Source organism: Rhodococcus sp. NBC_00294, assembly GCF_036163995.1.
In the GTDB taxonomy this organism is placed as follows: domain Bacteria; phylum Actinomycetota; class Actinomycetes; order Mycobacteriales; family Mycobacteriaceae; genus Rhodococcoides.
In genome coordinates this window covers 3248173-3271950 of the sequence record NZ_CP108043.1, presented here as the reverse complement: position 1 = coordinate 3271950, position 23778 = coordinate 3248173, and the positions used below count along the sequence as shown (strand labels likewise).

General features: G+C 69.9%; 13 protein-coding genes. 8 read left to right on the top strand and 5 right to left on the bottom strand.

Annotated features, from left to right (window positions below):
* The first annotated feature begins 2 nt into the window (after positions 1-2).
* On the top strand, positions 3-584 hold the full coding sequence (locus OHB23_RS15270) for a dihydrofolate reductase family protein (protein ID WP_328809831.1): 582 nt from the start codon (positions 3-5) through the stop codon (positions 582-584).
* 136 nt (positions 585-720) lie between these two features.
* Positions 721-1911 (top strand): FAD-dependent monooxygenase, encoded by a 1191-nt coding sequence (locus tag OHB23_RS15265; RefSeq protein WP_328809830.1) that lies wholly within the window; start codon positions 721-723, stop codon positions 1909-1911.
* On the opposite strand, the gene OHB23_RS15260 is transcribed toward OHB23_RS15265, so the two are convergent.
* Genes OHB23_RS15260 through OHB23_RS15250 form a run of 3 tightly spaced genes read right to left on the bottom strand, consistent with a single transcriptional unit; the run spans position 1902 to position 3359 of the window.
* Positions 1902-2315, bottom strand: coding sequence for a VOC family protein (locus OHB23_RS15260; RefSeq protein ID WP_222637519.1), 414 nt, complete (start codon positions 2313-2315; stop codon positions 1902-1904). The genes OHB23_RS15265 and OHB23_RS15260 overlap by 10 nt on opposite strands.
* A 10-nt stretch (positions 2316-2325) precedes the next feature.
* Entirely contained in the window at positions 2326-2769 is a 444-nt protein-coding gene (locus tag OHB23_RS15255) for a helix-turn-helix transcriptional regulator (protein WP_027505394.1), read from the bottom strand.
* Positions 2770-2780: 11 nt separating this feature from the next.
* A complete protein-coding gene (locus OHB23_RS15250) occupies positions 2781-3359 on the bottom strand; it encodes a TetR/AcrR family transcriptional regulator (RefSeq protein WP_328809829.1) in 579 nt (192 codons plus the stop codon).
* A gap of 116 nt (positions 3360-3475) precedes the next feature.
* Here OHB23_RS15250 and OHB23_RS15245 point away from each other — a divergent pair, with 116 nt between their 5' ends.
* From OHB23_RS15245 to OHB23_RS15225, 5 genes are all read left to right on the top strand, one after another.
* Entirely contained in the window at positions 3476-4861 is a 1386-nt protein-coding gene (locus OHB23_RS15245) for a cytochrome P450 (protein WP_027505392.1), read from the top strand.
* A gap of 25 nt (positions 4862-4886) precedes the next feature.
* Positions 4887-5441 carry a TetR/AcrR family transcriptional regulator gene (locus OHB23_RS15240; protein WP_222631193.1) on the top strand — a complete coding sequence of 185 codons (555 nt, stop codon included), beginning with the start codon at positions 4887-4889 and terminating at the stop codon, positions 5439-5441.
* 91 nt (positions 5442-5532) lie between these two features.
* Complete coding sequence (locus OHB23_RS15235; RefSeq protein ID WP_328809827.1) at positions 5533-6813, top strand: lipase family protein; 1281 nt, start codon at positions 5533-5535, stop codon at positions 6811-6813.
* Between the two features lie 110 nt (positions 6814-6923).
* Positions 6924-8372 (top strand): aldehyde dehydrogenase family protein, encoded by a 1449-nt coding sequence (locus tag OHB23_RS15230; protein WP_328809826.1) that lies wholly within the window; start codon positions 6924-6926, stop codon positions 8370-8372.
* Positions 8369-9235 carry an oxygenase MpaB family protein gene (locus OHB23_RS15225; RefSeq protein WP_222631181.1) on the top strand — a complete coding sequence of 289 codons (867 nt, stop codon included), beginning with the start codon at positions 8369-8371 and terminating at the stop codon, positions 9233-9235. The genes OHB23_RS15230 and OHB23_RS15225 overlap by 4 nt, the downstream gene beginning before the upstream one ends.
* A 6-nt stretch (positions 9236-9241) precedes the next feature.
* Here the strand turns inward: OHB23_RS15225 and OHB23_RS15220 are convergent, their stop codons facing one another.
* Positions 9242-9610 carry a hypothetical protein gene (locus OHB23_RS15220; RefSeq protein ID WP_056445139.1) on the bottom strand — a complete coding sequence of 123 codons (369 nt, stop codon included), beginning with the start codon at positions 9608-9610 and terminating at the stop codon, positions 9242-9244.
* 142 nt (positions 9611-9752) lie between these two features.
* Here OHB23_RS15220 and OHB23_RS15215 point away from each other — a divergent pair, with 142 nt between their 5' ends.
* Positions 9753-10097: an RNA polymerase-binding protein RbpA gene (locus OHB23_RS15215; RefSeq protein ID WP_027505388.1), complete on the top strand. Its 345-nt coding sequence runs from the start codon at positions 9753-9755 to the stop codon at positions 10095-10097.
* 78 nt (positions 10098-10175) lie between these two features.
* Here OHB23_RS15215 and OHB23_RS15210 read toward each other — a convergent pair whose 3' ends face one another.
* Positions 10176-23702 (bottom strand): non-ribosomal peptide synthetase, encoded by a 13527-nt coding sequence (locus tag OHB23_RS15210; protein ID WP_328809825.1) that lies wholly within the window; start codon positions 23700-23702, stop codon positions 10176-10178.
* Positions 23703-23778: the final 76 nt, after the last annotated feature.

The following is a 23778-nucleotide window of genomic DNA, read 5'->3' as shown; positions in this document are numbered from 1 at the left end:
TCATGCGCACACTGAGATTCGCGATGAACACGAGTGTGGACGGTTACGTCGCGGCGCCCGATGGCGACCTCGGCTGGAGCGTGCCGAGCGACGAGGCGTTCCAGTGGTGGTCCGACCGCGTCGACTCGACGGGCCTCACGCTCTACGGGCGGAGGCTGTGGGAGGCGATGAACGCGCACTGGCCGACGGCCGATCGGCAGCCAGGGGCGACGCCCGCGCACGTCGAGTACGCCCGTCGGTGGCGCGACATGCCCAAGGTGGTGTTCTCGTCGACCCTGGACGCGGTGGAGGGCAACGCGCGGCTCGTCACAGGTGACGCCGTGGCGGAGATCGTCCGTCTGAAGGCCGGCGACGGTGGCCCGATGGACATCGGCGGCGCCACACTGGCCGCGGCGGCGATGAGGGCCGGGCTGATCGACGAGTACGTGATCATGACGCATCCCGTTCTGGTGGGCGCCGGTACGCCGTTCTTCACGGTGCTCGACGAGTGGGCGGGCCTGGAGTTGGCGGAGACGCGGACGTTCTCGGGGGGACTGCACCTGATGAGGTACCTGACGCGGCAAGGGGTGGGAATTTCACGGTAGTTGACATAATGTCGATTATCGGCACAATTTGGTATCACCTGGAACCCTGCCTGAGCGTCGCACGTCGACCGACGTACCGTCGGTCGACGAAGTCCTTCCTGTACCTCACAGGTAGTGAGCACGGAAGGCGAGGATCGTGACTGCAGAACGACGCGTACTGATCACCGGGGCCAGCATCGCCGGCCCGACCCTCGCGTACTGGCTTGCGAGGTCGGGTCGTGCTGTGACCGTCGTCGAGCGCGCTCCGTCGCCTCGGCTCGGCGGGCAGAACATCGACATTCGTGGTCCCGGCCGCGAGGTCGTACGCCGCATGGGTCTGGAGGACGCTCTCTTCGCCGCGACCACGACGGAACAGGGCACCCGGTTCGTCGATCGACGGGGCGCGACGATCGCGGCGTTCCCGGCCGGTACGGCGGACAGCGGAGGCGCGACGGCCGAGCTGGAGATCCTCCGCGGCGAACTCGCGCGCATCCTCGTCGACGCGTCGGGACCGGACGTCGAGTACCGCTACGGCGACCGGGTCGTGGGCTGCGATCAGGACGCCCACGGTGTCGACGTGACGTTCGAGCACGGCGCTCCCGAGCGCTACGACCTCGTGGTGTTCGCCGACGGAGTGCGGTCCGGGAGCCGGGAGATCGTCTTTCCCGGCGAGGCCGTCACGCGAGATCTCGGGCTGTTCACCGCCTACGGGGTGCTCCCCCGCACCTCGGACGACGATGCATGGTGGCGCTGGTACAACGCGACCGGCGGACGTGTGGCCGGCTTGCGCCCGGACAACCAGGGCACCACGCGCTTCAGCCTGTCCTGGTTGTCGGGGCCGACCGGCCTCGAGCGGGCAGGGCAGTCGGAGGTCGTCGCCGCCCTTCGGACGACGTTCGCCGGCGCCGGCTGGGAGACTCCCCGCATCCTGGAGTCGCTCGATTCCGCCTCGGAGCTGTACGTCGACCGTCTCGCTCAGGTGCGCGCCCCACGGTGGTCGTCGGGCCGGGTCGCGATGGTGGGCGACGCGGCCTGGTGCGCGACTCCCGTGAGTGGGATGGGCACGACACTGGCCATCACCGGTGCCTACGTACTGGCCGCCGAACTCGCCCGCACCGATGATCACCGGGCCGCGTTCACGGCGTGGGACGCGCGGATGCGGCCCTTCGTCGACACGGTGCAGTCGCTGCCGCCGGGAACGCCGAGGCTGGCGCACCCGAAGACGGCAGTGGGGCTCGCGGTCTTCAACTCTGCTGTGCGACTGGCCGGTTCGGCGCCGGTGCGAGCGCTGGCCGGCAGGTTCAGCGGCTCGGACGACGCGAACCTCGATCTGAGCGACTACCGCTGACGCTGCTGGATGCGGACCAGGTTGCCCGCGGGATCACGCACCGCGCAGTCCCGGATCCCGTAGGGCTGGTCGGTCGGTTCCTGCACGATGTCGGCATCCGCGGCTTGGAGTGCATCGAAGGTCGCCTCGAGGTCGTCGCTCGCGAGCAGGATGCCGCCGTACGTGCCCTTGGCCATCATCTCGGTGATGGTGCGGCGCTCGTCCTCGGTGATGGCGGGGTCGACCGCGGGCGGTGTCAGAACGATGGCGGTGTCCGGTTGCCCGGGCGGGCCGACGGTGAGCCACCGCAGGTTCTCGTACCCGACGTCGAGGCGGACCTCGAAGCCGAGAAGGTCGCGGTAGAAGGCCAGTGCGGCCTCCGGATCGTCCTGCGGGAGGAAGCTGGAGGCGATGGTGAGTGTCATGGCGACGACACTAGGTTCGCCTTACGCGGTCCGCTTCTCGATTCCTGATCGGTCGGGTGACCACCTTCTCGACACACGACGGCGCGCCGACCTCCGTGGACTGGTTCTGCTGCCGATACGCGGACGGGGACAGTCCGGTCAGTTCGGAGAAACGGGTACTGAAGGTGCCCAGTGAGGAGCACCCCACGGTGAAGCAGATCTCCGTCACCGACCTCTCCGACCCCCGGAGCAGCGCCATGGCTCGTTCGATGCGCCGCGTCATCAGGTACGCGTAGGGCGACTCTCCGTACGCGGCGCGGAACTGCCGGCTCAGGTGCCCCGCGGACACGTGCGCGTCGCGCGCCAGGGTCTCGAGGTTCAGTGGCGTGGCGTACTCGCGGTCCATTCGATCCCGTACTCGACGGAGACGACGCAGATCGTCGAGGTGTCGCGAGTCCGCACCGGTGTCGGTCACGCGTCCTCCTCTCAGGAACGGCGCAGCAGTCCGTGCAGTGCGCGCATGCAGAGATCATGCACCTCGTCGGCCGAGATCGACTGCCGGTCCACCCAGTCCACGCACACGGCGCGAACGAACGACACCCACCCGGCCACGGCCACCCGCGTCACCTCGTCCGCGCCGTCGTCGGGTCCCAGAGCCGCCAGGATCCGTTGCTGCTGCGTCTCGAACTCGGGTGTGAGGATCGCCTGGATACCGACGTCGCCCGACATCGTTCCTCGATTGATGGCCCGTAGTCCGTGAGCGTGATCGGTGGAGTAGCGGATGTAGGCGCGCAGTCCGGCGGACACCTGGTGCTCGACGGGCAGCGTGGTGTCGGGAGCCGTGATCTCGACCATCCGCGCGGATTCGAGCCGGATGATGTCGGCGAAGAAATCCCTCTTGGACGGAAAGTAGTGATACATCAGCCCACGCGAGACGCCGGCCAGGTCGGCGACCTCCTCGATCCACACCTCCTCGTAAGGCCGTTCCGCGAACAGTCGTGACCCGATCTCGAGCAGCTGGTGCCGACGCTGATCGGGTGACAGGCGTTTGCGGGGAGAGGTCATGACCTGCGCCATGTTACGGGACTGCTCGTGATACTTGACACGCGTTCAGTAGGGGGTACCGTCCGCTGTTGTATCCCGGTTCAGTACGCCGGCCACCCACGCGAAAGGGTCCGACCGTGGTCACCACGATCTCGTCCACTTCTCCGCTTCCCCATCCCCCTCGACGACTCCCGGTGCTGGGCGACGTGCTGGGCGTACACGCGAGCACCCCGGTGCAGGACTCGGTGGCGCTGGCCGCGCAGCTGGGCCCCATCTTCGAGCGGGTGGTCCTGGGACGCCGGTTCGTGATCGTGTCGGGCGCCGATCTCGTGGAGGAACTCAGCGACGAGTCGCGGTTCGTCAAGCACGTGGCACCCGCGGTCGCCGGACTTCGCTCGATCGGCGGGGACGGACTGTTCACGGCGTACTCGCACGAACCGAACTGGCGCAAGGCCCACGATCTCCTCCGGCCGGCGTTCACGCAGTCGGCCATGCGGAGCTACCACGACATCATGGTGGACGTCGCCGGACAGCTGGTGTCGCACTGGTCGTCCCGTGATCGGGTCGACGTCTCCTCGGACATGACCAAGTTGACGCTCGAGACCATCGGCCGCACGGGGTTCAGCTACAGCTTCGACTCGTTCACCCGCGCCGAGACGCATCCGTTCGTCCGGGCCATGGTGCGGACCCTGCAGCACAACCAGCGCCGCGCACTGCTGCCGCTCCCCGTCGTCGGCGACCTGGTGTTCCGGCGTCGCGAACGGCGGAACGATGCCGACAAGGCCTTCATGGCCGAGCTGCTCGACGACATCGTGCGGGCCCGCCGGGACGGTGAGACGAGCGGCGACGGCGATCTGCTGGACATCATGCTCCAGGCGGCACGCGACGGTGATCCCAACGCGCTGGACGAGGTGAACATCCGGCATCAGATCGTCACCTTCCTCATCGCCGGACACGAGACGACCTCCGGCTCACTGTCGTTCGCCCTGTACTACCTGTCGAGGCATCCCGAGATGTGGGCTCGGGCGCGTGCGGAGGTGGACGAGGTGTGGGGTGCGGACACGCCGTCCTTCGAGCAGGTGGCGAAGTTGCGCTTCGTCCGACGGGTTCTCGACGAGGGACTGCGCCTGTGGCCGACGGCCCCCGGTTACGCGCGGGAGGCACGCCACGACACGACGGTCGGCGGGCGTCCCATGGCAGCGGGCGACTGGGCCCTGGTGCTCATCCCCGGTCTGCATCGCGATCCCGTATGGGGGCCGGATCCCGAGGTGTTCGACCCGGACCGCTTCCTGTCGGCGAACGTGCGGGCCAGGCCGCCGCACGCCTACAAGCCGTTCGGCACGGGCGAGCGTGCCTGCATCGGGCGCCAGTTCGCTCTCCACGAGTCGCTGCTGGTGCTGGGCACGATCCTCCAGACCTTCGACGTCGCTCCCGATCCGGGCTACGAGCTCGCCATCGAGGAACGCCTCACCCTCATGCCGGCCGGGTTCGAGCTCGAGGTGGCTCGGCGCGACCGCAGCTGACGTGAGGATCCCGCACACTGGTCCCATGCGATCGCGCGGCAAGATCATGGAGGCCACCCTCGAGGTGATCGCGGAGCACGGTTTCGACGGCGTCACCATCGCGGGTGTGTCCGCCGCTGCCGGGGTCTCCCGACAGACCGTGTACTCCATCTTCGGCACGCGCGAGGTGTTGGTGACCCGCACGATGGAGCATTTGGCGGTCGAGGTCATGACCGAGATCCGGTCGCGCCTCGACGGCCCGGAGACCGTGCGCGACTACGTCGTGGAGATGGTGATCGGTGGTCGGCGGGCGGTGCGCGACATTCCCGCGATGGGAGCGCTGCTGCGGTTGGACGGCATCAACCCGGTGCTGCATCCCGATGTCGTCCAGCACGCCATTCCCGTCGTGCGAGATCTACTGTCCCCGCTGACCGCACTCGACCCCCGGGTCGCGGAGGTGTTGGACGACATCGTCCTCATCACCACTCGTCTCGGACTGTCCGTCGTGCTCTTCGACGATCCGTCCATCGCGGACGACGACGACCTCCGCGCCTTCCTCCTGCGGTGGCTCCCGGCGTCGATGACCGTGCCGCCGGAGTGACGGGCTTCACCTCGTGACCTTGACACCTGGTGCCAGAACTGTCTAACTTCAGGGCGCCTGCCGGGGGGTCCGCGCAGCGGGAAGGAAGTCGATGACACTGTCACGCAGTCTGATCGTCGGAGCCGTGCTCGTGGCGTTGGTCGGTGTCGCACCCGCACTCGCCGACGCAGCCCCCGGTGACGACTTCTACTCCCCACCGACGGACGTCGCGGGTGCGCCGGGCACGGTGCTCCGCACCGAGCCGATGTCGCTCTTTCTCGCTGCGCCGGGAGTGGACGGTCGCTATCCCGCCACCGCGCAGCGCGTCATGTACACCTCGCGGACCGAGAACGACGAGCCCGTCGCGGTGACCGGAACGTTCATCGACTCGGCCGTTCCCTGGCGCGGCGTCGGCCCCAGACCCACCGTCGTGGTCGCTCCGGGGACGGTGGGGCAGGGCGACCAGTGCGCGCCGTCGCGGGCGTTCCCGCTCGGGCTGAACCTCACGACGGACCCCCTGTCCCTCTCGGCGAACCAGGAACTCGTGTCGTCGACACTCTGGGGGTCGATGGGCGCGCGCGTCTTCGTGACCGACTACATCGGTCTCGGCACGCCGGGATTGCACACCTACGTCAACCGGCCGGAGGAGGCGCACGCGGTGCTCGACGGCGCGCGAGCGGCGAACGCGCTGGCGGGCGACCCCGACTCCCCCATCGGTCTCTGGGGCTATTCGCAGGGCGGCGGCGCCACCGCCGCCGCGGCCGAGTCGGCGGCGAGTTACGCACCGGAACTGAACATCAAGGGCACGTGGGCGGGCGCACCGACGGCCGACCTGCTCGACGTGCTGAACGTGGTGGACGGCACTCTCATCGGCGGAGTCATCGGGTACGCACTGAACGGAGTCCTCGAGCGAAACCCGTCGTTGCGGGCCCGCGTCGAGGAGCGCGTCTCCGATCACGGCAAGACGGTGCTGAACGACCTGTCGACCCAGTGCATCGCCGACACGATCCTGACGTATCCGTTCCTGCGCACCGAGACGCTGACGAAGGACGGTCGCTCGATGTCGGAGAATCTGAGATCCGTGCCCGAGGCCGGTCCCATCTTCGAGAAGCTGCGTACCGGCACCCTGCGGCCGTCGGCCCCGGTGTTGATCACCAGCGGCATCAACGACGACACGGTGCCGTACGGGCAGGCGCGGGAGTTGGCGGAGGAGTGGTGCGGCCAGGGTGCGTCGGTGACGTTCCGGTCGAACCCGCTGCCGCCGATCCTGCCGGGTGCGGTGCTGCCCAACCACTTCGGTCCGCAGATCATCGACGGCTACGGCGGTGCGGCCGCGGCGTACCTGATGGACAGGTTCGCCGACGTACCCACCGACGGGTGCGACATCGCCTGACGGTCGGTTCGGGTCACCGACCACGGTCGGCTCGGTCATTGTCGCGGACGGCGATCAGCCATAGTGTCACCGATCACAGTGGATCATTCGGCTGACTGAGGGGTACACACATGACGGTCCAGCACTCTCCGGAACGCACCGCGGCACCGACGCCGTCCGACGGAGAGGTGCACGCGGCCGTCGCCCGCGCGCGTGACGCGGCACTGTGGTGGGGCGCTCTCGATTTCACGGATCGCAAGGGGTGGCTGCTCGAGTTCCGATCCAGGATCGCCCGGACGTCGGGGTCGCTCGTCGACACCGTGCGCGAGGAGACGGGCAAGCCGAAGGACGACGCTCTGCTCGAGGTCATGCTGGCGGTAGAGCATCTCACGTGGGCCGCGAAGAACGCGCGACGTGTCCTGCGGGAGCGGTCCGTCTTCCCGGGTCTGGTGAGCATCAATCACGCTGCCTCCGTGCGGTATCAACCGATGGGTGTCGTCGGCGTGATCGGCCCGTGGAACTATCCGGTCTACACACCGATGGGGTCGCTCGCGTACTCGATGGCCGCCGGCAACGCCGTCGTCTTCAAGCCCAGCGAGCTCACTCCCCGCACCGGCACCTGGCTGGCCGACGCCTGGGCGTCGCTGGCGGCGCCGCACCAGGTGCTCCAGACCGTCACCGGCGACGGTCGGGTCGGCGAGGCGCTGTGCCGCTCGGGAGTGGACAAGCTCGCCTTCACCGGGTCCACCGCGACGGCGAAGAAGGTCATGGCGGTGTGCGCGGAGACGCTCACGCCGATCGTGGTCGAGGGCGGCGGCAAGGACGCGCTCATCGTCGACGCCACCGCCGACCTCGAGGCCGCGGCGACCTTCGCCGCGTTCGGCGCCATGGGCAACGCGGGCCAGACCTGCGCGGGTGTGGAGCGCATCTACGTGGTCGAGGAGGTCGCCGATCGTTTCGTGGACATCCTGACCTCCCGTGTACGCGACCTCCGGGTCGGCGACTCGGACGATGCGCAGTACGGACGCATGACGTTGCCGAAGCAGGTCGACATCGTGCGGGACCAGGTCGAGGACGCCCTGGCGCGCGGTGGTCGCGCCGTCGTCGGCGGACTCGAATCCGTCCGGGCGCCGTACGTCGATCCCATCGTGCTGCTCGACGTGCCGGAGGACAGCTCGGCCGTCGCCGAGGAGACGTTCGGTCCGACCGTGGTGGTCAACCGCGTCCGTGATCTCGACGAGGGCATCGAGCGGGCCAACGCCTCGAAGTACGGGCTGGGCGCGTCGGTCTTCACCGCGTCGAAGGCCGCGGCCGAGCGGGCGGCGGATCGGCTCCGCGTCGGAGTGGTGACGGTCAACTCCGTGCTGGGCTTCGCAGCGGTGGGCGCGCTGCCGTTCGGCGGAGTCGGCGACTCGGGCTTCGGACGGATCCACGGCGCCGACGGGTTGCGGGAGTTCTCCCGGGTGAAGTCGGTGACGAAGCAACGCTTCGCCGCCCCGCTGGGCCTGGTGACGATGACGCGCAAGCGGCGCGACGTCGCGGTCGCGCGCCTGTTGCTGACCAAGGTCTACGGGCGATGACCACCCTCCCCCGACCGCGCTTCGGGCGGTTCGGGTGGGTGCGGGTGATCGACGAGCTGGATCCGGTGGCGGACGCGGCCACCGTCCTCAAGATCACGGCGGGCTGCGAGTTTCCCTGGGACTACCAGCGCGCGTTGGAGTTCGCGCTGTTCCGCACGTACTGCGTGCCCACCATCTCGGCGTTGCTCCGCAGGACGGGAGAGTTCGAGCACCGCCCCCAGAAGCGGTACGACGACACCGCGCTGCTCATGTCGGAACTCGTGGAACACGGGTACGACTCCGAGCGCGGGCGCGCGTCGCTCCGCGCGGTCAACCGCATGCACGCGCGCTACGACATCTCGAACGACGACATGCTGTACGTGCTCTCCACCTTCGCGTTCGATCCGCTGGACTGGATCGACCGCTACGGGTGGCGGCGCCTGCATCCGCACGAACGGATCGCGAGCGTCGCGTTCTACCGCGAGGTCGGGATCCGGATGGGCATCCGGGACATTCCCGCGTCGACAGCCGACTTCCACGCCTTCAAGGTGCGGTACGAGCGCGAGCGGTTCGTCTACTCCGACGACAACAGGGCCATCGGCGAGTACACCCGCGACCTGCTGGCGTCGTGGTACCCGCGCCCGGTCCGCTCCGCGGTGCGCGGCGCCGTGCTGTCGATGATCGATCAGGACATGACCCGCGCCTTCGGGTTCGGCGACCCGGTCCCTGCCGTGCGCCCGGCGCTCGAGTCGGCGCTGCAGGCCCGAGGCCGCGTGGAGCGTCTGCTGCCCAAGCGGACGGCATCGCGGTCGGCGCAGGATCCGCGCAACCGGACGTACCCCGGGTACCCGCAGGGCTACCACCCGAGCGACCTGGGTGTCTGATCAGGATCAGCGCAGTCGTTCCGCGTCCTTGGCCAGGGTGACCAACCGGTCGCAGAGTTCGGCGAGTTCGGCCGCGTCGGCGCCCTCCGCGACGGCCGTGGCCACGTCCTCGGCGGCGCACCGGACTCCGAACGCGCGATCGGCGGCGGCACCGGCCTCGGCCTCCGTGAGCACCACGGCGTCGTCCGCGACGACGGTGTCCTTCAGCGACGTCCGCTGTTCGTAGGCGCGCTGACGGCAGGACTGACGGCAGTACCGTCGGCGCCGGCCCGCAGCGCCCTCGACCACCGGCCGACCGCACCACAGACACGTGCTCGGGCGCCGTGCGCGGGACCGACCGATCCCACCGTCCACAGTCCCGGATTCACCCCGCATCGACCCGACGATACCGACGTGCGCGGACCCTGCCGCATCACCGGTTAGAATGGGGTGTTCGCGTGCGGGAACGTTCCGCGCACCACGCGCGTTGAATTCGACGGACGCGACATGCGTACCACGATCGAGAGAGGACTCCACCATGGCAGATCGCGTTCTACGAGGTAGTCGACTCGGAGCGGTGAGCTACGAGACCGATCGCGACCACGACCTCGCGCCCCGGCGCATGGCTCGATACCGGACGGACAACGGCGAGGAGTTCGACGTTCCTTTCGCCGACGACGCCGAGCTGCCCGGCACCTGGCTCTGCCGCAACGGTCTCGAGGGCAGTCTGATCGAGGGCACCGCGCCCGAGGCAAAGAAGGTCAAGCCCCCGCGCACCCACTGGGACATGCTGCTCGAGCGGCGTTCGGTGGAGGAGCTCGAGGAACTGCTCAAGGAGCGGATGGATCTGCTCAAGGCGAAGCGTCGCGGCGCCGGAGTCTGACCGCCTCTCCCCTGTCGTCACCGAGGGCCCCGGAGCATCTGCTCCGGGGCCCTCGGTGTGTCTCGGGTACGTCCGAGATCAGCGCAGGTGCTGCGCGACGATCGGTCCGATGATCGCGAGTGCCTGCGGATCGGTCATCGCGGAGTGTGCGACCGGCACCGCGTGATCGTGGATGGCACCGCGGACGTGTCGACGCCAGGCCGAGGCGGTCCGCCGTACGTCGTTCCGGTTCACCTCGTCCTCGGTCGCCGTGAAGAACAGCACGTCGCAGTCCACGACGCCCGGTGAGTACCCGTGCGCCAGCGAGGTCCCGTTCACGTAGCCCGCGTACAGCCGCTCGAGGGTGTCGACGGTCATCGCCGCCATCGGACCACCCTCGGACCGCAGCGCGGCCGCCGCCTCCGCGACCGTCGGTTCCACGCCTGCCGGCAACTCGTGGCCGGTGAACTCCTCGATGAGGTCCCGCACCGACGGTGTCGACTCGAGGTACTCGTCGGCGAGCACGTAGCTGTCGAGCATGGTCAGCGTCGCGACGCTCTCCCCCACCCGCTGCAGCTCGACGGTCATCGCGTGGGCGATGAGGCCTCCGAGCGACCAGCCCAGCAGGTGGTACGGACCGTGCGGCTGGATCGACCGGATCTCGCGAACGTAGTACCGGGCCAGCTCCTCGACCGTGTCGAACTCCTCGGTGCGTCCCGAGACGACGGGTGACTGCAGGCCGTACACCGGCTGATTCGAGTCGAGGTGGGCGAGCAGACCGCTGTAACTCCAGGACAGTCCGAACGCCGGATGGATGCAGAACACCGGTGACGCGGAACCCTGCGGGCGCAGCGGCAGCAGCATGTCCAGTGACGCCGTGGCCGTCGCCGCGACCTCGTCCGCCGACAGATGCGCGGTGTCGTCGATGCGCGCGGCGAGAGCTGCCGGCGTGGAGTCGGTGAACAACCATTGCATCGGAACCGTCGTGCCGAGGGTCTCTTCGAGTCGAGCGACCACGCGCGTCCCCACCAGCGACGTGCCGCCGAGTTCGAAGAAGCTGTCGTCGAGTCCGACTCCGGCCACCCCCAGGATCTCCTCGTAGACAGCGCAGACGGCGCGCTCGGTCGCGGTGCTCGGATCGCGATGCTCGCCGGTGACGGCGAACTCCGGAGCGGGCAGCGCTCGCCGATCGAGCTTGCCGACGGAGGTCAGCGGCAGCTCGTCCAGCAGCATGATCGACTGCGGCACCATGTAGCCGGGCAGTCGCTCCTGCAGATGGCGACGCAGCGACGCCGTGTCGACCGACGATTCCCGGTGCGGCAGGACGTAGGACACCAGCACGGTGTCCCCCGAGGGCAGGACGTGGCCCATCGTGGTCGCGAAGTCCACGCCGTCGTGCACGTCGAACGCGGCGTCGATCTCACCCAGCTCGATGCGGAACCCGCGGATCTTGACCTGATGATCGGTCCGGCCCACGTAGGACAGGGTCGGGTCGCCGTCGGCGGACTCGCGCCAGCGCACCAGGTCACCGGTGCGGTAGAGGCGCTCACCCGGCTTGCCGTGCGGATCGGCGACGAACCGCGACGACGTCAACGCCGTGCGCCCGAGGTATCCGCGAGCGAGTTCCGGTCCGGCGAGGTACAGCTCGCCGACGACGCCGAACGGCACCGGTTGCAGCTGGCGGTCGAGGACCTGCGCCGCGACACCGCGGATCGGTCCACCGATCGTGACCGGACCCTTGGGCACCATCGGCGCACTCATCGTCGTGACGATGGTCGTCTCCGTCGGCCCGTACACGTTGTACAGCGAGCGTCCCGGAGCCCAGCGCTCCACCAGTTCCGGTGGGCACGCCTCGCCGCCGACGAGGATGTGTCGCAACGACGTCGCGCTCGCCGGGTCCGCGGTCGACAATGCCGCGGTCGTGATGAAGGCGTGCGTGATGCGTTCCGATCCCAGCAGGTCGCCCAGTTCGCGGCCGCCGTAGACCCCGGGCGGTGACACGACGAGTGTCGCGCCGGATCCGTACGCGAACAGCTGGTCCATGACGGCGGCGTCGAAACTCGGTGTCGCGAAGTGCAGTACGCGTGCCGTCTCGTCGACCTCGAATCGATCGCGCAGCTCGCCGGCGAAGTTCGACAGGCCGGCGTGGGTGACGACGACGCCCTTTGGTGTCCCGGTCGACCCCGAGGTGTAGATGACGTACGCGGGGTGCACGAGAGCGATGGGTCCGAGAAGCTCTGCGGGCGTGAGGGGTTCGTTGGACGTACGAGCCAGCTCGGCCAGGGTGTCCGCGTCGTCGAGCACGAGCCACCGTGTCGACGAGACTCCGTCCACGGCCGCCCGGTGCTCCGCGGTCGTCAGTCCCCACGTGGTCGCCGAGTCCGTCAGCATGTGACGGACGCGGTCGGCCGGGTAGTGCGGGTCGACCGGGACGAAGGCGCCGCCGGCCTTCGCGACGGCCAGGACCGCGACGAGAGAGTCGAAGGATCGCGTGAAGCCCAGGGCCACCAGTGATTCCGGTCCGACACCGCGCCGGACGAGAGCTCGGGCCACCGTGGTCGAACGTCGGTCGAGCTCGCCGTAGGTGATGTGGGCGCCGAGGTACTCCGCCGCGATGCGGTCGGGAACCCGGCGTGCGGTCTGCTCGAACACCTCGGACAGGGTCAGCGACGGATCAGGATCGGTCTCGCCGCCGTGCACGGGCACCAGATGGGCTCGCTCCTGCGAGGTCAACATCTCGACGCTGCCGATGCTGCGGTCGGGTTCGGTGGCCAGGACGCCCAACACGCCCACCAGACGATCGAGCATGGTGCTCACGGTGGCGGCGTCGAACAGATCGGTCGCGTAGTCGGCGGTGACGGTCAGCCCCGCCGGCTCCCGGTCGTCGGTGCGCCGGTCGGTGACCGTGAACTGGATGTCGAACTTGGCGACGGCGACGTCCACCTCGGCCGCGTCGACGGTCACCTCGCCCATGCGGGCAGTCGTCGGAACGTCGTCCTGCAACGACAACATGATCTGGAACAACGGGTGATGGCTCGTGCTGCGCTGCGGGTGCAGCACGTCCACCAGACGTTCGAACGGAACGTCGGGGTGCGCGAACGCGTCCAGATCGACCGCGCGCACGTGCTGCAACGCCTCGGTCAGCGACGCGGTCGGCGAGACCCGCGTGCGCAGGACCAGCGTGTTGACGAACATTCCGACCAGCGCGTCCAGTGCCTGGTCGCCGCGGCCGGCGACCGCGGTACCGACGGACGTGTCGAAGCGGCCGGCGAGACGGCCGAGCACGACGGCGAGGGCGGTGTGGACGGCCATGAACAGCGTCGCGTTCTCCCGCCGCGCGAGGTCGACGAGCCGCCGGTGCGTGTCGACACCCACCGTGGTGGTGACCACCCCGCCCCGGTGAGACGGCACGCTCGGCCGCGGACGGTCGGTGGGGATGTCGATACGGTCGGGAGCTCCGGTCAACGCCGCCGTCCAGTACGCCAGTTGCGTCGAGACGAGGCTCGACGGGTCGTCCTCGGAGCCGAGCCGGTCACGCTGCCACAGCGTGTAGTCCGCGTACTGCACCGGCAGTGGCTCCGTCGCGGGTGCCGTGCCGGTGGACCGCGCGGTGTAGGCGGTGAGCAGGTCGGCGGCGAGCGGCGCCAGCGACCAGCCGTCCGCGGCGATGTGGTGCAGCGTGACGACGAGGACGTGCTCGTCCCCGGCCGCCACCTCGAGCAGGTCCACCCGCAGGGGCGCCTGCGTGGTCACGTCGAACCCGCGGGCCGCGCTCGTGACGATCGCGGCCGTCACCGCGGAGGGCTCGGTCACGACGGGCTCCAGCGCCACCGGCACCTCGTGCGCAGGCAGGATCACCTGGTGCGGGCCCTCGGGCGAGTCCGGGTACACGGTCCGGAGCACCTCGTGGCGGTCGACGAGGTCGCGCAGCGCGGCCTCCAGCGCGGCGATGTCGAGCGGTCCCGTCAGGCGCACCGCGAAGGGCACGTTGTACGCCCCCGACGCCCGGTCGAACCTGTTGAGGAACCACAGGCGTTGCTGCGCCGAGGACAGCGGGATCCGGTCGGGTCGAGGCCGTGCCTCGAGAGCGGGGCCGGCGGACTCGGCGAGCCCGTCGATGTGCGCGGCGAGGGCTGCGACCGTCGGGTGCTCGAAGAGTGCCCGGACCGGAACCCGAACGCCGCGAGTGGAACCCAGGCGGGACGCGACCTGTGTGGCCAACAGGGAGTTGCCACCGAGTGCGAAGAAGCTGTCGTCGCGTCCGACCTCGACGTCGAGGTCCAGCACTGCCGCCACGGTCTCGGCGACGGTCCGCTCGGTCTCGGAGGCCGGCGCGTCGTGAGTGCGGTCGACGGCCACGACGACCGGGGCGGGAAGCGCCCGCACGTCCAGCTTGCCGACGGGAGTGAGAGGGATGCGCTCGAGAACCGTCATCGATGCCGGGACCATGTGGCCGGGCAGGACGGAGCGGACGCCGCCCGTGACCGCGTCGACATCGATGTCGTGTCCGGTGGCGGCGACGACGTAGGACGCCAGCGAGGCGCGACCGGAGGCATCGGTGTGCACCAGAGTGTGCGCGAAGCCGACGGACGGGTCCCTCGTCAGTGCGGCGTCGATCTCACCGAGCTCGATGCGGAATCCGCGGATCTTGACCTGGGTGTCCGAGCGTCCGATGTAGTCGAGCCGGCCGTCCGCAGTCCACCGCACGACATCGCCGGTGCGGTACATCCGCTCCCCCGCTGTGCCGTACGGAGCGGCCACGAACCGGCCCGCCGTCAGTCCCGCGCGGTCGAGGTAGCCGCGAGCGACGCCGACACCCGACAGGTACAGCTCACCCGTGACGCCGACCGGCACCGGATGCAGACGCGCGTCGAGCACCACGGCGCGGACTCCGGCGATGGGCGTACCGATGGTGACCGGTTCGTCGGCACGCAGTTCCGCGATGGCGGCGACGATGGTCGCCTCCGTCGGGCCGTACCCGTTGTACAGCGAACGTCCGACCGACCAGCGCCGCACCAGGTCCGCGGAGCACGTGTCGCCGCCCACCACCACGGTGGTGAGACTCGGCAGTGATCCGGCGGCGACGTCGACGGTCGCGAGCGCGGCCGGGGTGACGAAGGCGTGCGAGACCGACTCGCGGTCGATCAGTTCGGCCAGTTCCGCGCCGCCGTAGACGTCGCTCGGGGCGACGACGACGGTGGAGCCGGCGCCCATCGCCATCAGGATCTCGAGCACCGACGCGTCGAAGCTCGGCGAGGCGAAGTGCAGGGTCCGCGATGTTCCGGTGATGCCGAACGTCGTGCGCTGCACCTCCGCGAACGAGGAGAGTCCCGAGTGCGTCACGGCGACGCCCTTGGGCAGTCCCGTCGATCCGGAGGTGTAGATGACGTAGGCCGGATGGTCGACACGCAGCGTGGACGTCCGGTCACGGTCGGTGACGGGTTCCGTCGACCGGGTCGCGATGTCGGCGACGGTGGCCGGGTCGTCGAGCACGATCCAGTCGACGTCCCGTCCTGCCGCCGGGCGGTCGGCCACGGTGCAGACACCGAGGTCGGCCCCGCTGTCGGTGAGCATGTGGTCGATGCGGTCCGCCGGGTAGCGCGGATCGACGGGGACCCAGGCCGCGCCTGTCATCGCCACGGCGAGCATCGCCGCGACGGACTCCGCCGACCGGGTGAGCGCCAGGGCGACGACGCGCTCGGGTCCGGCTCCGCGTTCGAGCAGGACCCGGGCGAGACGGGTGGCGTCGGCATCGAGCTCGGCGTACGTGCGCGACCGCCGAGCCGTGGCGTCGACGCCGTGGGACGGATCATGCACCAGCGCAGTGGTGTTCGCGTACTCCCGCGCGACGGCGGCCCACAGGTCGGGCAGCAGTACCGGTGCGTCGGGACGCCCGCCGGCCCGTGTCGTCAGTTCGCGGGACTCCTGATGGGACAGGAGATCGATGTCGCCCACGGTCACCGACGGGTCTCGGGCCACCGTGGTGAGCACGGCGCTGACACGGTCCGCGAAGGCGGCGATGGTGCTCTCGTCGTAGAGATCGCGCGTGTAGGTGACGCGGAACCGCCACGACCGCTCGCCGTCGGCGTCGGTGCTCTCCGTGACGGCGAGCTCGACGTCGAACTTGCTGCGCTGCAGATCGATCTCCGACGCGGTGACGGTGAGACCGTCGAGTTCGCCGCTGGTGACACCGTCGGACTGGAAAGCCAGCACGACCTGCACGAGCGGGTGCCGACCGGCCGTCCGCGACGGCGACAGTGCGTCGACCAGACGCTCGAACGGCAGGTCCGCGTGGGCGAACGCGTCGAGATCGGTGCTGCGGACCCGGCCGAGAAGGTCGGCGAAGGTGTCGGACGGCGCCACGTCGGAGCGCAGGACCAGGGTGCCGACGAACATGCCGACCAGCTCGTCCAGTGCGCGATCGCGTCGGCCGGCGATCGGGGTGCCGATCACCACGTCCCGAGTGTCGGCGAGCCGAGCGAGCGTGACCGCGAGTGCGGCGTGCATCGCCATGAACGTGGTGCTGCCCCGGCGCTCGGCGACGGCCGACAGTGCGGTCATCACGGCCGGATCGACGGCGAACTCGTGGACGCCGGCCCGGTGGGACGGCGCAGCCGGGCGGACGCGATCGCCGGGCAGGGTGCACTCGTCCGGAAGGTCGGCGAGAGTGTCGGTCCAGAAGGAGAGTTCGCGGTGTGCCCGGCTCTCCGGGTCGGCCTCGTCTCCGAGCACGGCCCGCTGCCACAGAGTGAAGTCGCTGTACTGCACCGGAAGCGGGGTCCACTGCGGGGCAGCTCCCCGGATGCGGGCGGCGTAGGCGACCATGACGTCGCGGGTCAGAGGTCCGAGGGACCACCCGTCCGCGGCGATGTGGTGCACGACGAGACCGAGCACGTGCTCCGTCTCGGAGATCGACAGAAGAGTGGTGCGCAGCGGGGTCTCGACAGTGAGATCGAACCCGCGACGGGCGAACCGTGTCAGCGCGTCCGCGACGTCGCCGCGGTCCACGACTCTCGTCGTGAGCGGTGCGGGTGCTGCCGGTGCGACGACCTGGTGCGGTCCGTGATCGTTCTCGGGGAACATGGTCCGCAGGCTCTCGTGCCGTTCCACCACGTCGGCCAACGCCAGTGCCATCGCGGGGGCGTCGAGGACGCCGTCCAGGTGCACCGAGAACGAGATGTTGTAGGCGTCGGAGGTCGGGTCGAAGCGGTTGAGGAACCACAGCCGTTGCTGCGGCGACGAGAGCGGAATCCGGTCCGGACGGCTCGCCGCCGGGATCGCGACGAGCGGGATCCGCGACGCCGCACCGCTGTCGGCGTCGAGGTGAGCCGCGAGCGCCTCGACGGTCGGGGCCTCGAAGAGAGTGCGCACCTCCACCTCACGGCTCAGCGCGGCGCCGATCGCACTCGTGACACGGGTCGCCATCAACGAGTTGCCACCGGCGTCGAAGAAGCTGTCGTCCAGACCGACCCGGGGCACCGTCAGGACGTCCGCGAACACGCGGGCGACGGTCCACTCGGTCTCGGTGCGGGGCTCGCGGTACGCCGCCTCCGTCGTCTCCGGGGTGGGCATCGGCAGCGCGCGGCGATCGAGCTTGCCCGACGGGGTGAGGGGCACCTCGTCGAGCACGACCACCGCGGACGGCACCATGTACCCGGGCAGGGTGCGGCGGGCGTGCTCGAGCACCGGCTCGGTTCCGGCGGTGCCCGGCGCGAGCGTGAGGTGCGAGACCAGCCGGGCGTCGGCCCGGCCCGCGTTCTGCACGCTCGTGACGGAGAACGTGACCGACGGATGACGCTGGAGCACCGCGTCGATCTCGGCGAGTTCGATGCGGTGACCCCGCACCTTGACCTGGTCGTCGGCTCGGCCGCGGAACACCAGTTCGGTTCCCGCGGTGGTGGTCACGGCGGCGACGACGTCGCCGGTGCGGTACATACGGTCACCCGGGGTGCCGAACGGATCGGCGACGAAGCGGGTCGAGGTCAGCGGCAGGCGCCCGAGGTACCCGCGGGCCAGCGCCGGCCCGGACAGGTAGAGCTCGCCGGGAACTCCGGGGACCACCGGGCGCAGACGACGATCGAGCACCCGCACGTCGACACCGCGGCGCGGGGCGCCGATGGTGACGGGCGAGCCGGGTGCCATCGGCGGTGTCAGGGTCGCGACGACGGTGGCCTCGGACGGCCCGTACAGGTTGAGCATGCGGCGGCCGGGCGCCCACCGTTCGACGAGGGCGGGATTGCAGACGTCGCCGCCGACCCCGACGAAGGTCAGAGCGTCGAGGTCCGCAGGGTCCACCGTCTCGAGAGCAGCAGGGGTGACGAAGGCGTGGGTCACCCGCTGATCACGCAGCAGTGCGGTGAGGCGGTCGCCGCCGTAGACGTCGGTACCGGCGACCACGACGGTCGCGCCCGCGGCGAATCCCATGAGCAGTTCCAGGATCGAGGCGTCGAAACTCGGCGAGGCGAAATGCAGTGTGCGCGATCGCGGTCCGACTCGGTAGGTCGCCACCTGCTCGCGGGCGAAGTCGGCGAGGCCGCGGTGCGGCACCACGACCGCCTTGGGGGTGCCCGTGGATCCGGACGTGAAGATGAGGTATGCCGGGTTCTCCGGGCGCACCCGTACGGGCAGTGCCGCCGAGGACTCGTCGGATCGGTGATCGACGGTGACCCACCGGACCGCGACGGGCAGTGCGGCTCCCGCGGCAGCGATGCCGAGGGACGCGGCGACGTCGGTGACCATGCGCTCGATGCGGTCCGCCGGGTAGCGCGGATCCACCGGGAGGAAGGCGGCGCCGGTCTTCGTCACGGCCCAGGTCGCGACGATCGAGTCGATCGAGCGCTCGAGGCACACGGGCACGATCGATTCCGGGCCGACTCCCTCGGCGATCAACGCGTGCGCCAGCAGGTCCGACGCGTCGTCGAGTTCGCCGTACGTGACGGAGCCGTCCGCCGTGACGACGGCGGTGGCGGACGGATCGCGCCGCGCGGCCGAGACGAGGATGTCGGCGAGCGACGAGGTGGGCCCGGCTGCCGCGCCCACGAGGACGGCAGGAGCGTCGGTGGACGTGGACAGATCGATGTCGCCGATCGCTCGGGTGGGATCCGCCGCGACCGATCGCATGACGGACACCAGTCGCTGCGCCATCGTCGCGGCTGTCGCGTCGTCGAACAGATCGCGGGCGTAGCCCAGGCGCGCATCGACCCCGTCGGGCCGACCGTCGACCGTGGTGCGCTCCGAGAGCTGCAGCGTGAGGTCGAACTTGGCGGTGCCGGGGTCGATTTCGGCGACCTCGACATCCAGTCCGGCCATCTCGACGCGGACCGGCGCGAGGTTCTCGAAGGAGAGAACGACCTGGAACAGCGGGTGGCGCGACGTCGAGCGCTCCGGTGCCGCCGCGTCGACGACACGCTCGAACGGGACGTCCGCGCGGGCGAACGCCTCGAGGTCGTGATCGCGTACCTCGCGGAGGAGGTCGGTGAACGGGACGTGCGGCGCGGGCGTCGACCGCAGCACCAGTGTGTTGACGAACATGCCGACGAGTCCGTCGAGCGCGCGGTGGCCGCGACCGGCGATGGGCGACCCGATCGCGACGTCGTCCGAGTCCGCGAGCCGTCCCAGCAGCGCGGACAGTGCCGCGTGCAACACCATGAACAGGCTGGCCGAGGTGTCCGATGCGAGCACGAGGAGCTGCTGGCGCAGATCGGCGTCGATGTGGAAGTCGTGGGCGCCGCCGCGGTGCGACGGTGCAGCGGGACGGGGGCGATCCGTCGGCAGCTCGAGCGTGTCGGGCAGGCCGTCCAACCGCGCGGTCCAGTAGTCGATCTGACTGCGCAGGATCGAGGTCGGATCGTTCTCGTCTCCGAGTGCGGCGTGCTGCCAGAGCGTGAAGTCCGCGTACTGCACGTCGAGCGGTGCCCACAGCGGCGCACTCCCCTGCGTCCGCGCAGCGTAGGCGGTCATGACATCGGTCGCGAGGGGGCCGAAGGAGAACCCGTCCGACGCGATGTGGTGCAGCACCACGGCCAGCGTGTGCGACGTCGGCGAGGTGCGGAACAGGCGGACACGGACCGGGTGCTCCCGCGTGACGTCGAATCCGTGAGACGCGAACTCCCGCACGGTGTCGGCCAGCGCCGAGTCGTCGGTGTCGATCGGCGCGAGGTCGTGGTGCGCGGGGTCCTGCACCACCTGGTGCGGACCGTCGGCGGAGTCGGGATACACGGTGCGCAGCGTCTCGTGGCGCTCCAGGACGTCGGCGAGCGCGACACTCAGAGCGTCCGCGTCGAGGTCGCCGTGCAACGTGATGGCGAAAGGCATGTTGTACGCCGGGGACGCCGAGTCGAACCGGTTCAGGAACCACAGTCGCTGTTGGGCGAGCGAGAGGGGAATGCGATCCGGGCGAGGTCCAGCGACCAGCGGCGGCCCGGTGGTGACCACGGGCGCATGGGCGACGCGATCCGCCAGACGTGCCACGGTCGGCGCCTCGAAGAGGTCCTTGATGCCCACGTCGGCACCGAGCTCGGCGCTGATGCGGGAGACCACGCGCGTGGCCAGCAGCGAGTTGCCGCCGATCTCGAAGAAGCTGTCGTGGACACCGGGAGCGGGGACGTCCAGCACGTCGGCGATGGTCTCGGCGATGCGTCGCTCGACCTCTGTGCGCGGCGGGACCGAGGGCACGTCGGCCCGGCGGCGCACCGGTTCCGGCAGTGCCTTGCGGTCGACCTTGCCGTTGGCGCTCAACGGAAGTGCGTCGAGAACGATCACCAGCGACGGCACCATGTAGGACGGGAGGCGGTCGGCGACGGTCGCGGCGACAGCGCGGACCTCGACGCTCGCCGCGTCGGTGCCGGGCTCGGGTGCGACGTACGCGACGAGCGTGGTCTCGCCGCGCTCGTCGACGTGGGCCACGGCCACCGCGTGGTGCACGGCGGGATGCGCGACCAGAGCCGCCTCGACGTCGCCGAGCTCGATCCGCAGTCCGCGGATCTTGACCTGGAAGTCGGTGCGGCCCAGGTACTCGACGGCGCCGTCGGCCCGCCAACGCGCCAGGTCGCCGGTGCGGTACATGCGGGTGCCGTGCGCCGACAGCGGGTCGGCGACGAACCGGTCGGCGCTCAGATCGGGCCGACCGACGTAGCCACGGGCGAGCTGGTCGCCCGCGAGGTAGAGCTCGCCCGCCGTTCCCACCGGAACCGGCTCGAGCCGGGCGTCGAGGATCTGCAACGCGGTGTTCCACACCGGCCGTCCGATCGGCACCGTGACGGCGTCGGCGTCGGTCACTTTCCAGTAGGTGACGTCGACGGCGGCCTCGGTCGGCCCGTAGAGGTTGTGCAGCGCGGACCCGGTGAGCGAGCGGAATGCCGATGCCGTCTCCGCGGGCAGTGCCTCACCGCTGCAGAACACCTGACGCAGGTCACCGAGCCGGGCGTCGGACGCGCGCAGTTCAGCGACGAAGGCGCTGAGCATCGAGGGCACGAAATGTGCCGTGGTGACGCCTGATCCGGCGATGATCGAGGCGAGGTAGCGCGGGTCGCGATGCCCGTCGGGCTCCGCGATCACCAGGCGGGCGCCGACCTGGAGCGGCCAGAAGAACTCCCACACCGAGACGTCGAACGTCGCCGGAGTCTTCTGCAACACGGCGTCGTCGGCGCCGAGGTAGTACTCGTTCTGCATCCACAGCAATCGGTTGACGATCGCCTGGTGCGACACCCCGACACCCTTGGGGCGGCCCGTGGAACCCGACGTGAAGATCACGTACGCCAGCGAATCGGGTCGCAGAGTCGCCGTGCGTTCACTGTCGCCGACCGGTGTGTCGGCGAGTCCGGCGAGATCGAGCGTGTCGACGTCGACGCGCGCAGCGGTGTCGGGCAGGACGACACCCTGCGTGGACACCGTCAGCACGCACGCGGGCCGGGCGGTGTCGAGGACGTGGCCGAGACGCTCGGCGGGATGATCGGGGTCGAGCGGTACGTAGGCGCCGCCGGCCTTCTCGATCGCGTACATCGCGACGACGAGGTCGAGCGAGCGCTGCATGGCCAGGCCCACGAGCACGTCGGGTCCGACGCCGCGGGCGATCAACGCCCGCGCCAGGCGGGACGAGCGACGATCGAGTTCCGCGTACGTCAGTGCGGTGCCGGCGAACTCCAGGGCCGTCGCGTCCGGGGTGCGCCGCACCTGTGCGTCGAACAGCGCGGGCAGCGTGGTCCGCGGAACGCTCACGGCTGTGTCGTTGAACTCGGTGACCACACGGTCGTACTCGTCGGGCAGCACGACGTCGAGACCGGAGACGCGAGTTCGTGCCCCGCGTCCCAGGAAGTTCTCGAAGAAGGCGAGGAACCGCCGATGATGGGCGGCGAGGGTGTCCTCGTCGTACAGCGACGGGTTGCCCTCGAAGTCGATGTTCAGCGAGTTGCCGCCGCTGTTGTAGACGTTGAAGGTGAAGTCCTCGATGGGACCGCTGGAGAGCAGGTGCAGCCGGCCCACCAGATCGCCCAGACCGACGGTCCAGTCGAACAGCATGATGTTCACCATGGGTCCGAAGAACCCGCGGTGCATGGTCGAGCTGCCGTGGTCGCGGCGGATGTCCTCGTGGCGATACTTCTGGTGGCGCAGCGCACCGGTGATCTCGAGGGTCACCGACGACACCAGGTCGCCGATGTTCATGTCGGGCGAGATGTGCACGCGGATCGGTACGACGTTGGACACCATGCCGCCCGAGCGGCGCAGCGCCGCGGTGGTGCGGACGGACACCGGCAGACTCATGACGACGTCGGCGCGCCCGGTGACCCGGTGCAGGTAGGCGGCGAAGGACGCGGCCACGACGGCAGCGGCACTGGCGTCGAATCGCTCCTCCGCGGAGGTGAGCATGTCGCCGACGGTCTCGTCGGTGACACCGTTGAGTCGCAGGCGACTCGGCGCGGCCGGGGCGGTGCGATCGGCGAGGGAGAAGGTGTCCGGCAGACCCTGGAGCGTGTCCTGCCAGAAGGCGCGGTCGGTCTCGAACCTGGTGGAGGTGCGGTACGCGCGTTCTGCCGCGTAGAGCGTGGCCAGGTCGCCGGCCTTGCTGTCCGGGGTGGGAACACCGGCCTGCTCGTTGGTGTACAGCTCGGCGACGCGCTTCATGGCGGTGACGGCGCCGTATCCGTCACCGGCGATGTGGTGCATGCGGGTGTACCAGAAGTAGCGGTGGTCCTCGACGCGGAAGACGACGTTGACGGTCAGCGGATCGCGGTCCAGATCGACCGGGGAGCGCATCTCCTTCTGCATCCAGGCCAGGGCCGCGGCGATCGGGTCCGCCTCGGACCGGACGTCGAGCCGAGTGGTGCGCACGGTGGCTGCCGGGTCGACGACCTGATACGGCTGACCGTCGATCTCCACGAGCCTGATCTCGCCGGACTGGAGTTCCGCGGCCGCGCGGGCACCCACGCGCTCGAGCAGGTCGATGTCGAGGTCACCCTGCACGTCGACGTACTGCGCGACGGTGAGGGGAACCTCGGGAGCGAGCTTCTGGGCGAACCACAGGCTGGCCTGCGCCGGGGAGAGCGGGAAGGGATCGGACGCTGTCCGGTTCACGGTAGGTGCCGTGTCGGCCGGTTCGGTGGTTCTCGGTGCGCTGTCCGACGTCGTCATCGTTCGCTCCTCCTCGTCGGTCCCGTGGCCGAGGAGCGGTTCTGCTCCCCGGGCTGTGCGAGACGACGCACACTTC

Bases quoted from the DNA above. Each gene is read 5' to 3' on its own strand.
- OHB23_RS15235 (WP_328809827.1), top strand. From the start codon at position 5,533: ATGACACTGTCACGCAGTCTGATCGTCGGAGCCGTGCTCGTGGCGTTG.
- OHB23_RS15225 (WP_222631181.1), top strand. From the start codon at position 8,369: ATGACCACCCTCCCCCGACCGCGCTTCGGGCGGTTCGGGTGGGTGCGG.
- OHB23_RS15220 (WP_056445139.1), bottom strand. From the start codon at position 9,610: ATGCGGGGTGAATCCGGGACTGTGGACGGTGGGATCGGTCGGTCCCGC.
- OHB23_RS15270 (WP_328809831.1), top strand. From the start codon at position 3: ATGCGCACACTGAGATTCGCGATGAACACGAGTGTGGACGGTTACGTC.
- OHB23_RS15230 (WP_328809826.1), top strand. From the start codon at position 6,924: ATGACGGTCCAGCACTCTCCGGAACGCACCGCGGCACCGACGCCGTCC.
- OHB23_RS15250 (WP_328809829.1), bottom strand. From the start codon at position 3,359: ATGACCTCTCCCCGCAAACGCCTGTCACCCGATCAGCGTCGGCACCAG.
- OHB23_RS15210 (WP_328809825.1), bottom strand. From the start codon at position 23,702: ATGACGACGTCGGACAGCGCACCGAGAACCACCGAACCGGCCGACACG.
- OHB23_RS15215 (WP_027505388.1), top strand. From the start codon at position 9,753: ATGGCAGATCGCGTTCTACGAGGTAGTCGACTCGGAGCGGTGAGCTAC.
- OHB23_RS15240 (WP_222631193.1), top strand. From the start codon at position 4,887: ATGCGATCGCGCGGCAAGATCATGGAGGCCACCCTCGAGGTGATCGCG.
- OHB23_RS15260 (WP_222637519.1), bottom strand. From the start codon at position 2,315: ATGACACTCACCATCGCCTCCAGCTTCCTCCCGCAGGACGATCCGGAG.